Annotated in this window: 12 protein-coding genes; 9 read left to right on the top strand and 3 right to left on the bottom strand. The window is 42.7% G+C overall.

What is annotated here, in order from left to right; all coding sequences use genetic code 11:
* Nucleotide 1: 1 nt before the first annotated feature.
* The 3 genes from PR699_RS01250 to PR699_RS01240 are packed head-to-tail and all read left to right on the top strand — an operon-like array spanning nt 2 to nt 2,638.
* On the top strand, nt 2-892 hold the full coding sequence (locus tag PR699_RS01250) for a manganese/iron ABC transporter ATP-binding protein (RefSeq protein ID WP_014658190.1): 891 nt from the start codon (nt 2-4) through the stop codon (nt 890-892).
* Complete coding sequence (locus PR699_RS01245) at nt 889-1,779, top strand: metal ABC transporter permease (RefSeq protein ID WP_004919054.1); 891 nt, start codon at nt 889-891, stop codon at nt 1,777-1,779. Before PR699_RS01250 ends, PR699_RS01245 begins: the two co-directional genes overlap by 4 nt.
* On the top strand, nt 1,772-2,638 hold the full coding sequence (locus PR699_RS01240; RefSeq protein WP_004919051.1) for a metal ABC transporter permease: 867 nt from the start codon (nt 1,772-1,774) through the stop codon (nt 2,636-2,638). The genes PR699_RS01245 and PR699_RS01240 overlap by 8 nt, the downstream gene beginning before the upstream one ends.
* Before the next feature lie 85 nt (nt 2,639-2,723).
* Here PR699_RS01240 and PR699_RS01235 read toward each other — a convergent pair whose 3' ends face one another.
* Nucleotides 2,724-5,012 (bottom strand): FdhF/YdeP family oxidoreductase, encoded by a 2,289-nt coding sequence (locus PR699_RS01235; protein WP_014658189.1) that lies wholly within the window; start codon nt 5,010-5,012, stop codon nt 2,724-2,726.
* Nucleotides 5,013-5,393: 381 nt separating this feature from the next.
* Between PR699_RS01235 and PR699_RS01230 the strand changes: the two genes are divergently transcribed.
* A complete protein-coding gene (locus PR699_RS01230) occupies nt 5,394-6,263 on the top strand; it encodes a fructosamine kinase family protein (protein WP_004919048.1) in 870 nt (289 codons plus the stop codon).
* A 40-nt stretch (nt 6,264-6,303) separates the two neighbouring features.
* Here PR699_RS01230 and PR699_RS01225 read toward each other — a convergent pair whose 3' ends face one another.
* On the bottom strand, nt 6,304-6,843 hold the full coding sequence (locus tag PR699_RS01225) for a YniB family protein (RefSeq protein WP_014658188.1): 540 nt from the start codon (nt 6,841-6,843) through the stop codon (nt 6,304-6,306).
* Nucleotides 6,844-7,367: 524 nt separating this feature from the next.
* On the opposite strand from PR699_RS01225, the gene hxpB reads away from it, so the two are divergent.
* The 4 genes from hxpB to PR699_RS01205 all read left to right on the top strand — a co-directional run bounded on the left by hxpB (nt 7,368) and on the right by PR699_RS01205 (nt 11,043).
* Nucleotides 7,368-8,033, top strand: coding sequence for a hexitol phosphatase HxpB (gene hxpB, locus PR699_RS01220; RefSeq protein WP_014658187.1), 666 nt, complete (start codon nt 7,368-7,370; stop codon nt 8,031-8,033).
* 189 nt (nt 8,034-8,222) lie between these two features.
* Nucleotides 8,223-8,798 (top strand): metal-dependent hydrolase, encoded by a 576-nt coding sequence (locus PR699_RS01215; protein WP_004919040.1) that lies wholly within the window; start codon nt 8,223-8,225, stop codon nt 8,796-8,798.
* 180 nt (nt 8,799-8,978) lie between these two features.
* Nucleotides 8,979-10,370 (top strand): L-cystine transporter, encoded by a 1,392-nt coding sequence (locus PR699_RS01210; protein ID WP_004919037.1) that lies wholly within the window; start codon nt 8,979-8,981, stop codon nt 10,368-10,370.
* Nucleotides 10,371-10,653: 283 nt separating this feature from the next.
* On the top strand, nt 10,654-11,043 hold the full coding sequence (locus tag PR699_RS01205; protein ID WP_004919036.1) for a YkgJ family cysteine cluster protein: 390 nt from the start codon (nt 10,654-10,656) through the stop codon (nt 11,041-11,043).
* 319 nt (nt 11,044-11,362) lie between these two features.
* Here the strand turns inward: PR699_RS01205 and PR699_RS01200 are convergent, their stop codons facing one another.
* Nucleotides 11,363-12,373, bottom strand: a complete 1,011-nt coding sequence (locus PR699_RS01200) for an LLM class flavin-dependent oxidoreductase (RefSeq protein ID WP_004919035.1) — start codon at nt 12,371-12,373, stop codon at nt 11,363-11,365.
* A gap of 256 nt (nt 12,374-12,629) precedes the next feature.
* On the opposite strand from PR699_RS01200, the gene PR699_RS01195 reads away from it, so the two are divergent.
* Entirely contained in the window at nt 12,630-12,950 is a 321-nt protein-coding gene (locus PR699_RS01195) for a hypothetical protein (RefSeq protein ID WP_014658186.1), read from the top strand.
* Nucleotides 12,951-12,985 lie beyond the last annotated feature (35 nt).

Genomic DNA, 12,985 nt, shown 5'->3' with positions numbered 1-12,985 from the left:
TATGAGTAACTCGAAACGCTTTGAACACCCTAATTTGGTTGTGGATGATGCCACTGTCACTTACAACAACGGTCACACTGCAATTTATGATGCAAGTTTTGATATTACAGGCGGATCAATATGTGCATTGGTTGGCGTCAACGGCAGTGGTAAATCCACCTTATTTAAAACGATCATGGGGTTAGTCACCCCATCATCTGGCAGTGTCACGCTCAATGGTGAGCCAATCAAAGAGGCTCTCAAAGAAAACATTATTGCCTACGTTCCTCAAACAGAGGAAGTGGATTGGAACTTTCCTGTGCTTGTCTCCGATGTGGTGATGATGGGGCGTTACGGCAAAATGGGCTTTTTTCGTATTCCTAAAAGTGAAGACAAAGAAGCGGTAAAAAAAGCACTTGAACGTGTAGATTTGGCAGGGTTAGAGCATCGCCAGATTGGCGAGCTTTCTGGCGGGCAGAAAAAACGCGTCTTTTTAGCTCGTGCGCTAGCCCAACAAGGTAAAGTGCTCCTACTTGATGAACCCTTTACAGGGGTCGATGTTAAAACAGAAAACGCCATTATTGACCTGTTACGTAGCCTACGTGATGAAGGCCACCTGATTTTGGTGTCTACTCACAACTTAGGGAGTGTGCCTGAGTTTTGTGACCAAGTCATTTTGATTAATCGCACCGTACTCGCAAGTGGTCCGACTGAAACCACATTTACCCAAAAGAATTTGCAAGTGGCTTTTGGTGGTGTGCTACGCCATATCAATCTTTCAGGTCAAGAGCTGCATGACGACGACGATCCACGCTCTGTCACGGTGATTACCGATGATGAACGCGCCGCCGTTTTCTATGGCCATGACCACAATGCCCCCGTTAGAACAAACCAGCCTAAGGATCCAGTATGATCGAGTTGTTACTGCAACCTTTCGAGTACAACTATATGGTTAAAGCCATTTGGGTAAGCGCTATTGTGGGTGCCGTTTGTGCATTTCTTTCAGCTTACCTAATGCTCAAAGGTTGGTCATTAATGGGCGATGCCCTCTCTCATTCCGTTGTACCGGGTGTTGCCGGAGCTTATGCGTTAGGCTTACCCTATGCCGCCGGCGCCTTTTTTACGGGGATCCTCGCGGCCCTAGCCATGACCTTTATTAAGCATATTACTCGGTTACGTGAAGATGCCGTTATCGGCTTTATCTTTTCAACTTTCTTTGCCGCGGGGCTATTAATCGTCTCTTTAAACCCAACCTCAGTGAATGTGCAAACCATCATTTTCGGTAATATTTTAGGTATCGCCGACGCCGATGTATTGCAGGTTGAAATTATTATCGCCATCTCCTTTATCGTGCTACTGGCTTTATGGAAGGATTTACTCGCCGTGTTCTTTGATGAAAGCCACGCTCGTTCAATTGGCTTGAATCCATTGCGCTTAAAAATTATCTTTTTTACTCTACTAAGTGCTTGTACGGTAGCTGCATTACAAACGGTTGGTGCAATCTTAGTTATTGCTATGGTGGTAACTCCCGGGGCAACAGCTTATCTACTCACTGACCAATTTAAGCGTTTATTAATCATTGCAGTCGCTATTGGTACTGCCACCAGCGCGATTGGTGCTTATGCCAGCTATTTCCTCAATGGGGCAACTGGCGGCTTAATTGTGACGCTTCAAACGGTTATTTTCTTGTTGGCATTCTTCTTTGCGCCAAAACACGGCATTTTTGCTTCTCGTCGTAAGGCAAAACAGGAAGTCGAGAACCTGCATAAAATAAAACAACAAGGAGCCTCTAATGAGTGATTTTATTGACTTACTAACGGCACCGTTTATTTTCCCGTTTATGCAGAAAGCGATTATTACGGCTATCGTGACAGGTGCAGTCTGTGCGATTTTATCTTGCTTTTTAGTGCTTAAAGGCTGGTCATTAATGGGGGATGCCATCTCCCATGCTGTATTACCGGGGATTGTTATTGCTTCTGTTGCGGGTATACCACTCGCTATTGGGGCATTTGTTTCGGGCCTGTTTTGTGCATTTGCCACCGGATACCTCAAAGAGAATAGTCGTATCAAAGAAGATACCGTGATGGGAATTGTCTTTTCAGGCATGTTCGCCGTCGGCTTAGTGATGTTTGCCAAAATCGATACCGAGCAGCATCTTACTCATATCCTATTTGGGGATATTCTTGGTATTACCGATGCCGAATTTAAGCAAAACCTATGGTTTGCAGGCATTACCATCGCTATTATCTTACTAAAACGTAAAGATTTTATGCTGTATTGCTTTGATCCTAATCAAGCGCGTGTGATTGGCCTGCCTGTGAAGTTGATCCATTATGGTCTGCTCTCATTGCTCGCCCTTACCATTGTCGCCTCGCTTCAAGCGGTTGGGATCATCTTAGTCATTGCGATGCTTATCTCCCCAGGCATCATCGCTTTTGTCCTGTGTCGAAGCTTTGGGTGGATGCTCTTTGTGGCCGTGATTGCCTCCGTCACCTCTAGTGTGATTGGAACCATTGTCAGTTTCCACATTGACGGTGCTACAGGCCCTTGTATTGTTATTACTCAAGCCATCTACTTCATCATTGCCCTGCTCTATAGCAAAATGGTCTTAGCGCGTAAAAAAGCGAAATTGCCGCAAGAAAAGTTACAGTCGGCCTAATGCGCTGTTAGCGATAATAAGCAAAATAAAAAGCCACCCAATCATCTAAGGGTGGCTTTTGTCTCTATGTCATCAAGAGATGGTGTTAAGACGCTACATCCACTTTTTCTAGTACCACTGGAATGTTTTTGTAAGCCGGAATACCACTTTGCGGGTCAAAATTATCCAACGCAATTAAGTTATTCGCTTCTGGAAAATAGGTCGCCACGCAGCGATCAGCCATATCATGGATAACCACTTTTAAGTTATCTAAGCGGCGATGAGTGCGCTTTTGTTCACTATCCAGTGCAATAATATTGACTCTATCGCCTGCGGCTAAGTTCTGTTTCTTAGCCTGTGCTTCGCTAATAAACATCACATCACGTTGGCCAAAAACACCGCGATAGCGGTCATTGAGTCCATAGATAGTGGTGTTATATTGGTCATGGCTACGCACTGTCGCCAAGACTAATTCACTATTCACCGCTGATTTAGGGTCTTCAATAACGCCTTGCGTCGTAATGAAGTTTGCTTTTCCTGATGACGTCAACCAGCGCCGCTCTGCAGCCGCATTGGTTAAGTGAAAACCACCGGGCACACGGATCCGCGCGTTATAATCTTCAAAACCCGGTAACACCGCCTCCATCGCGTCACGAATTTTATCGTAGTCATCGATAAACTCATCCCATTCCACTTTAGTATTTGGCAATGTAGCCTTAGCCATACCGGCTACGATGGCACACTCTGATTTCAAGTGAGGGCTAGCCGGTTTTAGCTTACCGTGCGAGGCATGTACCATCGACATAGAATCCTCAACGGTAATACTTTGTGGTCCGGTTTTTTGTTCATCCCGTTCAGTACGCCCTAATACGGGGAATAGGAATGTGTTTTTGGCTGTCAACAGATGGGAGCGATTAAGTTTAGTCGCTGCATGCACTGCTAAGTCTAATTTTTTCATACCGCTATAGCAGGCATCCTGATCCGGCATCGCAACCGCTAAATTACCGCCCATACAGATCAATGCACGCGCACTTCCTTGAGAAATAGCTTGCATACTCGCGACAGCGGCATGGCCAAATTTAGCTGGGGGTTTAAAACCAAACCGTTGTTCGATTTTATCGAGAAAAGCTTGGCTTGGTTTTTCGGTGATCCCAACAGTACGGTCTCCTTGTACATTGGAGTGCCCACGTAAAGGACAGATGCCGGCCCCTTCACGTCCAATATTCCCTTTGAGCAGCAGCAAATTCACTAATTGCTGAATATTTTGTGTACCGTGCTGGTGCTGAGTGATCCCCATTCCATAACAAATAATCGTGCTATCCGCCTCAATATATAATTGGGCTATTTGTTCGATTTCATCACGAGTCAGACCGCTAACACGTAATATATCTTCCCAACGCGTCGACATCACATCATGTTTGAGTGCCTCAAAACCGGCAGTGTGAGACTGAATAAACTCATTATCTAATATAGGCGATTTACCTTGTGCGACCGCAGCCTCATGCTGCTCAATAACAACACGCATCACGCCTTTTATTAATGCGGTATCGCCACCGATGCGTACTTTATAATAGTGTTGAGCTAATTGAGTTGACTCTAAAGTCAGCATCTCAACAGGATCTTGTGGGTACTCAAACCGTTCCAACCCACGTTCTTTTAACGGATTGATCGCGATAATTTTTGCACCACGTTTTGACACTTCACGCAATGAGCTCAGCATTCTTGGGTGGTTAGTGCCGGGGTTATGACCAATACAGATCACTAAATCGGCTTTATCAAAGTCTTCCAATAACACAGTGCCCTTACCCACCCCAATAGATGCAGCAAGTCCAACACTCGTTGGTTCATGGCACATATTGGAACAATCAGGGAAATTATTCGTTCCGTACTCTCTTGCAAACAGTTGATATAAAAACGCAGCTTCGTTTGAGGTGCGCCCAGAGGTATAAAACTCGACCACATTAGGGTCGGCATAGCCAGATAAATGTTTACCTATTTGTGCAAAGGCTTCTTCCCATTCAATCACTTCATAATGGTCAGTTTGCGGATTATATTTCATTGGATGCGTTAAACGACCTTCATTTTCTAAATCGTAATCATCCCACTTTAATAATTCAGTTACTGAATGTTTTGCAAAAAATTCAGGTGTGGTTCTTTTCGATGTTGCTTCCCATGACATGGCTTTTGCGCCATTTTCACATATATCGAAGGAGGCATAATGTTTAGGATCAGGCCATGCACAACCAGGGCAATCAAACCCCTGAGGCTTATTCATTTCAAACATAGCAATCACATCATGACCAATTTCCATTTGGCCTCGAATAGCTTCAGCCACGGCTTTTACCGCGCCCCAGCCAGCGGCAGGACCAGTGTAATTTTCAATTTTCTCTTTCATTTTCATTACTCTTTTTAATTTAAATATTGCAAAAAATAAACATCGAATAATTACAATCTAATTATGTATAAAATTAATTTTATTATATTCATTAGAAAATATAGCAAATAATAGTCATTACAATAAGGCTTTATTTTTTAAAAAAGAAAAATAACATTTGAAATATATTCATAGTCTTATTTCAATATTTATTTATGACTAGTTATTAATTTAAAAACAATATATCGATAATAATGAATATCTAAAATAATCCATTCAACATAATGTTATAGTTGAGCCATTTCGTGATAGGCTCTTCTTTTTAAATAATTATTGCTGTTAATTCCTAAACTGTCGCTATAGAATCGTGTTAGTGAAGACCAAAGCAAAGCGAGGTGTATCATGTGGCAAGCAATGTACCGTTTATTAAGCGAACACTTAGGTGAAGCAGAACTTCATAACAAAGAAATACTTTCTGGGGGTGATATTCATCACACGATGAAAATCGATTACGGTGACCATACCATTTTCGTCAAACAGAATCTGCGTGAATTTCTGCCTTTATTTAAACAAGAAGCCGAACAGCTTGAAATGCTTGCCAAAAGCAAAACCATCACCGTGCCTAAAGTGTATGGTGTAGGGAGTAATAAACACCACAGCTTTCTGCTATTAGAATATTTTCCTTTAAAAAGTTTTGATGCAACTAACGCATGGCGTTTCGGCCAGCAATTAGCCCACCTACATCAATGGGAAGAGCAACCGAGCTATGGTTTTGACTTTGATACAATGTTAGGCACCATCACTCAGCCAAATGGTTGGGAAAAACGGTGGAACTCTTTCTTCGCCGAAAAACGTATTGGTTTGCAATTACAAATTGCCGCTGAGAAAGGAATGGTCTTTGGCGATATTCAGCAGATCGTTGATATTGTCAAAGAGCGCCTGACAGGACATCAACCGCAACCTTCCTTACTTCATGGGGATTTGTGGCCTGCCAACTGCGCTATGACACAAGAGCAGAATGGTATTTTATATGATCCCGCCTGCTATTGGGGGGATAGAGAATGTGATATGGCAATGTTGCCTTTATACCCAGAGTTACCCATCCAAATTATTGACGGATACCAAAGTGTGTGGCCTTTACCTTCGGGCTTCCTCGAAAGGCAACCTATTTATCAACTTTATTATCTACTTTGCCAATCCAATATTTTTGGCCTTGAAAAAAGCTATTTGCACGCACGTACCATTATCGATGAGTTAATTGGCGAGAAATAATGACGGTGTTGGCCCAGCGATGCCTGACTGGGCCAGATAATTACCAATTCAGCAACTTTAATGCCAAATAGATAACTATACCGAATGCGATTGGCGAAAAATAAAGAATAAAGAATTGGGTAAATATGGTGTGTCGAGGGATCGTCACTTTAGCCTCAAGCTCTTCTTTCGAGACTTCATTTCCTTTGGCTTTTTCCAATATCACGTGATCTTCGAGGCTTTCACGAATAAATTTAATTTGTCGATACATGCGTAAGCCAGAAGCGCTTAGTGCTAAGCCAACAAAGATAAAAAGAAAGATAATGATAAAGCCGATATTCGCGCCTGAAAAACCATTGGCAACTTGAGGTACTGGGGAGTTGTTCCAGAAGACATTAAGAAACGGTGTACTTTGGCGCGTCATTTCAGCCATTAATTTAATAAAATCATTGGCTACTGCATTAATACCCTCTCCTTCTAACCCTTTCATACCCGCCAATTTGACTAATGACGCTAAAGTGGAAATCAATGCTACAAGAAAAACAATCCAACCGATAATACGCTTGCCGATTGCGACATAACTTGCAGTCTGGTAATTCATTATTGACCCTCTAAAAATTTTTTTATAACTAATCATAACTGAATTTTTATAAAGCCACCAAATTTACCACAAGGAATAATACGGATACTCGCAATTTCAGATTATTTAACTTGCGCTTTCGTGACTGCCCATTGTCGTCAGTGGCAAAGCTGCCCACTTCTTAGACCGCAACCGCGATATGACGGATTTAGGGGGCTTGTCATTCCCATATTCCCGTGTGTCGGATATGGATTGCTGTGTTGATATCTCAGCCATGTTATCGAGCATTTTCAATCCATAACTGAATAGTTTCATAAAGATCCAACTTTTGGGGAACGTTCACACTCAAGATAAAGATGACCGTTTCGATATATATAATCAGTCAGTGACTTGCTACAATACTCATCGCAATAAAGGGCTATCAGTTTCAGATGATATGCAATACCTTGAATTGATACGGTGACAAATTAATTGGGTCAATCCTGTTACTGCATACAACACCTTGAAACATGGCAAGGTCACACATACATGAATGGAGTTTTGACATGTACCACAACTTATCCATCCAGTCTGTTATCTTTGATATGGATGGCTTGCTGATTGACTCTGAGCCTTTTTGGGCGCAAGGGGAGCGTGAAATTTTTACTCAATTAGGCATCGACCTATCCATCGCTGATAAACTACCCGATACACTAGGCTTACGAATCGACCATGTCGTAGAGCTTTGGTATCACGCTTCTCCGTGGCAAGGACATAGCCTAAAAGAAGTCGAACAGATGATTATTGATCGTGTTATTGGCTTAGTTGAAGAGCAGCGTCCCCTCCTTCCCGGTGTGCATCACGCATTAGAACTATGCCGTTCAATGGGATTGAATATCGCCCTCGCCTCTGCCTCGCCGCAATACATGTTAGAGAAAGTACTGAACTTATTTGAGATCCGTGATTATTTTTCGGCAGTTGTTTCGGCGGCTGATTTACCTCACAGTAAACCGCACCCTGAAGTTTATCTCAATGCAGCTGCTTTGCTGGAGACAAAACCCATCCACTGCGTATCACTAGAAGACTCCTTTAACGGTATGATTGCTGCAAAAGCGGCAAGAATGCGCTCAATCGTTGTTCCTGACCAACAGCATTTTCATGATCCGCGTTGGGGATTAGCGGATGTTAAACTCGCATCACTTAATGAACTCACCGAAAAATATTTGCGTTAATTATCTATTGCCGCTTTTTTCGCCCGTCCCTATCACGTTTTGATAGGGATATTACATAAAAGTATAAAACTCTGATGTTATTTGCTAATAACTAAGAGTTTTTTGCATTTCTAGCCCTATCATATTCTTTTTAAACGCTTTATACTGCCCTCCTAACTGTATAGATAAACAGATGGTAATTTATCCACCATGACCGCTGAAGGGCACCTGCTATTTTCTGTCGCCTCATTAATAATGGCACATAAGCTAGAGATCACACCTGAGCTTGCTCAAGGTGATTGGCTGCATATGGTGCCAGGTGCGCTATTGGGGGCATTACTCCCCGATATCGACCACCCTTCATCGATACCCGGCCGGATGTTAAGGATCCTTTCCCTGCCGATTTCCAAATTATGTGGGCATCGAGGTTTTACACACAGTTTAATCGCATGGCTACTATTAGTGCTCGCCTGTTACCAATGGCTACCGGCCAACTGGCCTATTCCTAATGATTTGATCCAAGCATTTTTACTGGGTTATATGAGCCATTTAGTGGCTGATATACTCACCCCTTCCGGAGTTCCCTTCTTATGGCCTCTGCCTTTTCGTTTTTGTTTTCCGTTACTGCGTAGCAAGTCAAATAAACGTGCAGAACGTTTTATCGCAATCGTTTTGGCTGTTTGTGCTTGCTTTATACCCGTTAGTTATAGCTTTGATTTTCATAGCCAATTTGAAAGCATAATAAAATATATTCATAATCAAATAGATATACGCATGTCTACATAGTCATCTATTTTGTAATATACTGTAAGCATCATTCATCATAAGTTATTACTTTTCAGTATAAGAATTGTCTTTTATCTGCTGATAACATATAACCAGTTGTTAGGATGAGCTAATTCCTTATAACCTTTAAGGTTTACAGCGCTAATAACATAATTCAAAAAACTGCGATTGGAGTTCGGAATGAATATTCCTTTAATTATTAATGTGCTTGTCTTTGTAGCACTGCTCATACTACTGGCAAAACTAGGGGCAAAAGGCTGGAGCCTGTCGAAAAAAGTTCTATTAGGTCTGGTTTTTGGTGTGGCATATGGCGTCGCTCTCCATTTGGTGTACGGTACTAATCACCAAACACTGAAAGACTCTATTCTCTGGTTTAATATCGTGGGTAATGGCTATGTACAGCTATTGCAAATGGTGATTATGCCATTAGTTTTCGCATCGATACTGAGCGCGGTCGCACGTCTGCACAAGGCATCATCGTTAGGTAAAATCAGTTTCTTAACTATCGGAACACTGTTATTAACCACTGCAATAGCCGCACTTATTGGTATTTTGATTGCGAATCTTTTTGGCTTAACTGCCGAAGGTTTGGTTCAAGGTCAACAAGAAACTGCTCGCCTTGATGCAATTCAAAATAATTATGCGGGCAAAGTGTCTGATCTAACTGTTCCACAACTTATTTTATCATTTATTCCTAAAAACCCATTTGCTGATCTGACGGGCGCTAGCCCAACATCTATTATCAGCGTGGTTATCTTTGCTGCCTTCTTGGGGGTTGCTGCTCTGCAATTACTCAAAGATGACCAACAACGTGGTGAAAAAGCGCTCGCGGCTATCGATGTGCTGCAAGCTTGGGCAATGAAACTCGTCCGTCTAGTTATGCGCTTAACACCTTATGGTGTCATGGCGTTGATGATCAAGGTTGTTGCAAGCTCTAACCTATCAGACATCATTAATCTAGGCACATTCGTGATAGCGTCGTACGTCGCACTAGCACTGATGTTTATCGTTCACGGTATTTTCATTGCGGTAACAGGCCTCAGTCCTATTAAGTTTTTCAAAAAAGCAGGCCCTGTATTAACATTCGCGTTCACAAGCCGTTCGAGTGCCGCCAGTATTCCTCTGAATATTGAAACTCAAACTCGTCGCTTTGGTGTTCCTGAATCTATCGCCAGCTTCTCGGCTTCATTTGGCGCGACAATCGGTCAAAACGGTTGTGCTGGTATCTATCCCGCTATGTTAGCTGTTATGGTTGCCCCCACCATGGGCATTAACCCATTTGATCCACTGTGGATTGCGACATTAGTTGGGATTGTTACTGTTAGCTCAGCAGGGGTTGCTGGTGTTGGTGGTGGTGCAACATTTGCCGCGCTGATTGTACTCCCTGCTATGGGGTTACCTGTCACACTGGTTGCCTTACTGATCTCCGTCGAACCTCTGATTGATATGGGTCGTACCGCCCTCAACGTCAGCGGCTCTATGACAGCGGGCACGGTCACTAGCCAATTAATGGGTGAAACTGACAAAACCATCTACAACCAAGAGGATGATGGTGAGCTAAAACACGTCTAATTTACATTAGCGTAATTTAAGATAAAATTATCCACTGACTGCACCCCAAAAGTTGCAACACGACTGATTAAGGTGCAGTTTTTGTTTTTTTTTAAATTCTAATCGAATTTATTTATCGTATAGATAATGAGAAATATCAGTATGAAACACTGAAAAACCTTGCCAATCGGAAATAATACGTAAGATAATAGCGTTTGAGCAACGATTCTAGGCCTCCTGCCTATGTTGCGTCAGCCCGTTTTCTGCGGGTCATTATTTCCAAAATTTTTTAGTGATTTTATATATGACCAATATTACTCATATAATAAAAACTGATCCTGAAAATAATCCCTGTGTAAGTTGTGGTGCTTGTTGCGCTTATTTTCGCGTCTCATTTTATTGGGCAGAAAGCGAAAGTGGTGGTGGCACGGTTCCTCAAGATCTCACTGAGCAAATAACACCATTTATGAGTGCAATGAAGGGCACCAATCAAAAACACAATACACGCTGCACAGCATTAACCGGTACGGTTGGTGAATGTGTCTCTTGTGCTATCTATAGTCAAAGGCCTACCCCTTGCCGCGAATTCGAGCAATCTTGGGTTGATGGCGTTCATAATGAAGCTTGTGACCGAGCTAGAGCGGCTCATGGTCTGCCCCCTCTTGAACCCCATCTGCCACAAATCGCTTGTTAGCCGTCTATGACCCAGATTATTCTGGGTTATCTCACTTATCCTCTAAAATAATAGCTAAATGCTACCACGTTGAACGTACTCTGCCATTTTGAGTCGCCCTCTAGCATTGGGAAAATAAGTCGATTCATTGTGCTCAATTGACAGAGCATCGTTTAAAAGCCAGCGTCTTGAATGCAATCTAGCCGAACAGAAGAAGCTTGGGCCACAGGTCAATACCTCTCGTTATCGCCTGTAGCCCATAAAAATGCGGTTAACTCGTGATGCTAAACGGATTTTATATTAATGGGATAAATAGTGTCGCTACCGCTATTCATAAGCGTTACTGCTCTCTCAGCGCCTGCATTGCTTGCATCGCTAATTCAAATGAATATAAGCGGGCTTGATGATCAAAAATTTGCCCATTAACCATGATTTCATCCGCTTGAGTTTGACGTAATACGGATGCTAGCCCATGGCGAATTTTGGCTTTATCCCCCACTAATGACATCCCGAGTGCTTGTTGCACGCCAAATTGTTCAGCAGGCGACCAAATTTTCCCCATATCTTCCACTGGAGGTGGTAATTGTGCAGGCTGACCTCTACGTAACATCACAAAAGCTTGCTGCATAGATGTAAATAAAAACTCCGCATCACGAACAGTATCAGCAGCAATAATATTAATACAAACTATTGCATATGGCTTAGCGAGCCTAGATGAGGGCGTAAAGTTTTCCCGATACGTCTGTAATGCCTGTAATAACAAATCAGGGGCAAAATGAGAGGCAAAGGCGAAAGGTAACCCCATTTGGGCTGCAAGTTGCGCACTGTATAAACTTGATCCTAGCAGCCACACAGGTATCTTTTCACCATAACCGGGAACTGGCCTGACAGGAGGATTAGGATCTGTTGCATCAAACCAATTCACCAACTCAGCCACATCGCGAGGGAAATTATCAATATCATGACTCATATGGCGACGTAACGCTCTCATGGTTTGTTGGTCACTCCCAGGCGCTCGACCGATCCCTAAATCAATTCGATTAGGATATAACGTATTCAATGTGCCAAACTGCTCAGCGATCACTAGCGGTGAATGATTGGGTAACATCACGCCCCCAGAGCCAAGATGCAGTGTTGTGGTATTGGCGGCAAGGTAACCAATCAACACCGAGGTGGCGGCACTGGCAATTCCCGTCATATTATGATGCTCTGCAAGCCAATAACGGTGGAAGCCAAGTTTCTCGGCCAATTGGGCTAAATCTAAAGAGTGAGAGAAAGCCTCCTTCGCAGAAGCGCCTTGTGGAATAGGTGCGAGATCTAATATTGAAAATGGAATTTGTATCTCAGACATAACGGCTCACTTTATTGCTATTTTGTTATTTAACTACCATGCTAATCGATTATCATGCCGCCTTCCAGCCACTCAAGTAGACACCGCACAAGTGATGCTTTTTTATAGTCCTTGTCGATACGAGCGGGGCTAATTAAGTAGAAAATATGGAAAAAGTGCAGTAATTGTGAAGCTTCGGTCAAAGGAGGTAAAAGCGATTGCGGCAAAAAATGAATTAATTGATTATCTGAATCAATACAAATAAGAGGATATATCAATGAACAAACTAAATTCTGGTTTACTTGCTCTCATGTTAATGTCTGTTGGATTTGCCGCAGCAGCCAACGGCCCTGATAACCGCTCTTCACGCCCACATATGGGGAACCACCACAATGTGTTGTTTAGTGTTGCTCAACAAACAACGACACCGAATGAGACATTGAAAAAATTAGCGAATGACGCACCAAAAGCGGCTGATGGTAAACGTTACCTTGTTAAAATGAGTATTATTGAAGTGCCTGAATATGTGTCAGCAAAACAGAAACCCACATCACAACCAACAAAGAGTGCACCAGCACCAGAGCCTGCTGCACAATAAACGCTAAAATAAAATATCTATAGATGCGACCTTTT

The organism is Providencia sp. PROV268, assembly GCF_028477805.1.
GTDB classification, from domain to species: Bacteria; Pseudomonadota; Gammaproteobacteria; order Enterobacterales; family Enterobacteriaceae; genus Providencia; species Providencia stuartii.
The sequence above is the reverse complement of the archived record's forward strand: the minus strand, read 5'-3'. Positions and strand labels throughout refer to the sequence as shown.

Excerpts from the sequence above, each read along its gene's own strand:
- PR699_RS01250 (WP_014658190.1), top strand. The coding sequence starts at position 2 with ATGAGTAACTCGAAACGCTTTGAACACCCTAATTTGGTTGTGGATGAT.
- PR699_RS01245 (WP_004919054.1), top strand. The coding sequence starts at position 889 with ATGATCGAGTTGTTACTGCAACCTTTCGAGTACAACTATATGGTTAAA.
- PR699_RS01240 (WP_004919051.1), top strand. The coding sequence starts at position 1,772 with ATGAGTGATTTTATTGACTTACTAACGGCACCGTTTATTTTCCCGTTT.
- PR699_RS01235 (WP_014658189.1), bottom strand. The coding sequence starts at position 5,012 with ATGAAAGAGAAAATTGAAAATTACACTGGTCCTGCCGCTGGCTGGGGC.
- PR699_RS01230 (WP_004919048.1), top strand. The coding sequence starts at position 5,394 with ATGTGGCAAGCAATGTACCGTTTATTAAGCGAACACTTAGGTGAAGCA.
- PR699_RS01225 (WP_014658188.1), bottom strand. The coding sequence starts at position 6,843 with ATGAATTACCAGACTGCAAGTTATGTCGCAATCGGCAAGCGTATTATC.
- hxpB (WP_014658187.1), top strand. The coding sequence starts at position 7,368 with ATGTACCACAACTTATCCATCCAGTCTGTTATCTTTGATATGGATGGC.
- PR699_RS01215 (WP_004919040.1), top strand. The coding sequence starts at position 8,223 with ATGACCGCTGAAGGGCACCTGCTATTTTCTGTCGCCTCATTAATAATG.
- PR699_RS01210 (WP_004919037.1), top strand. The coding sequence starts at position 8,979 with ATGAATATTCCTTTAATTATTAATGTGCTTGTCTTTGTAGCACTGCTC.
- PR699_RS01205 (WP_004919036.1), top strand. The coding sequence starts at position 10,654 with ATGACCAATATTACTCATATAATAAAAACTGATCCTGAAAATAATCCC.
- PR699_RS01200 (WP_004919035.1), bottom strand. The coding sequence starts at position 12,373 with ATGTCTGAGATACAAATTCCATTTTCAATATTAGATCTCGCACCTATT.
- PR699_RS01195 (WP_014658186.1), top strand. The coding sequence starts at position 12,630 with ATGAACAAACTAAATTCTGGTTTACTTGCTCTCATGTTAATGTCTGTT.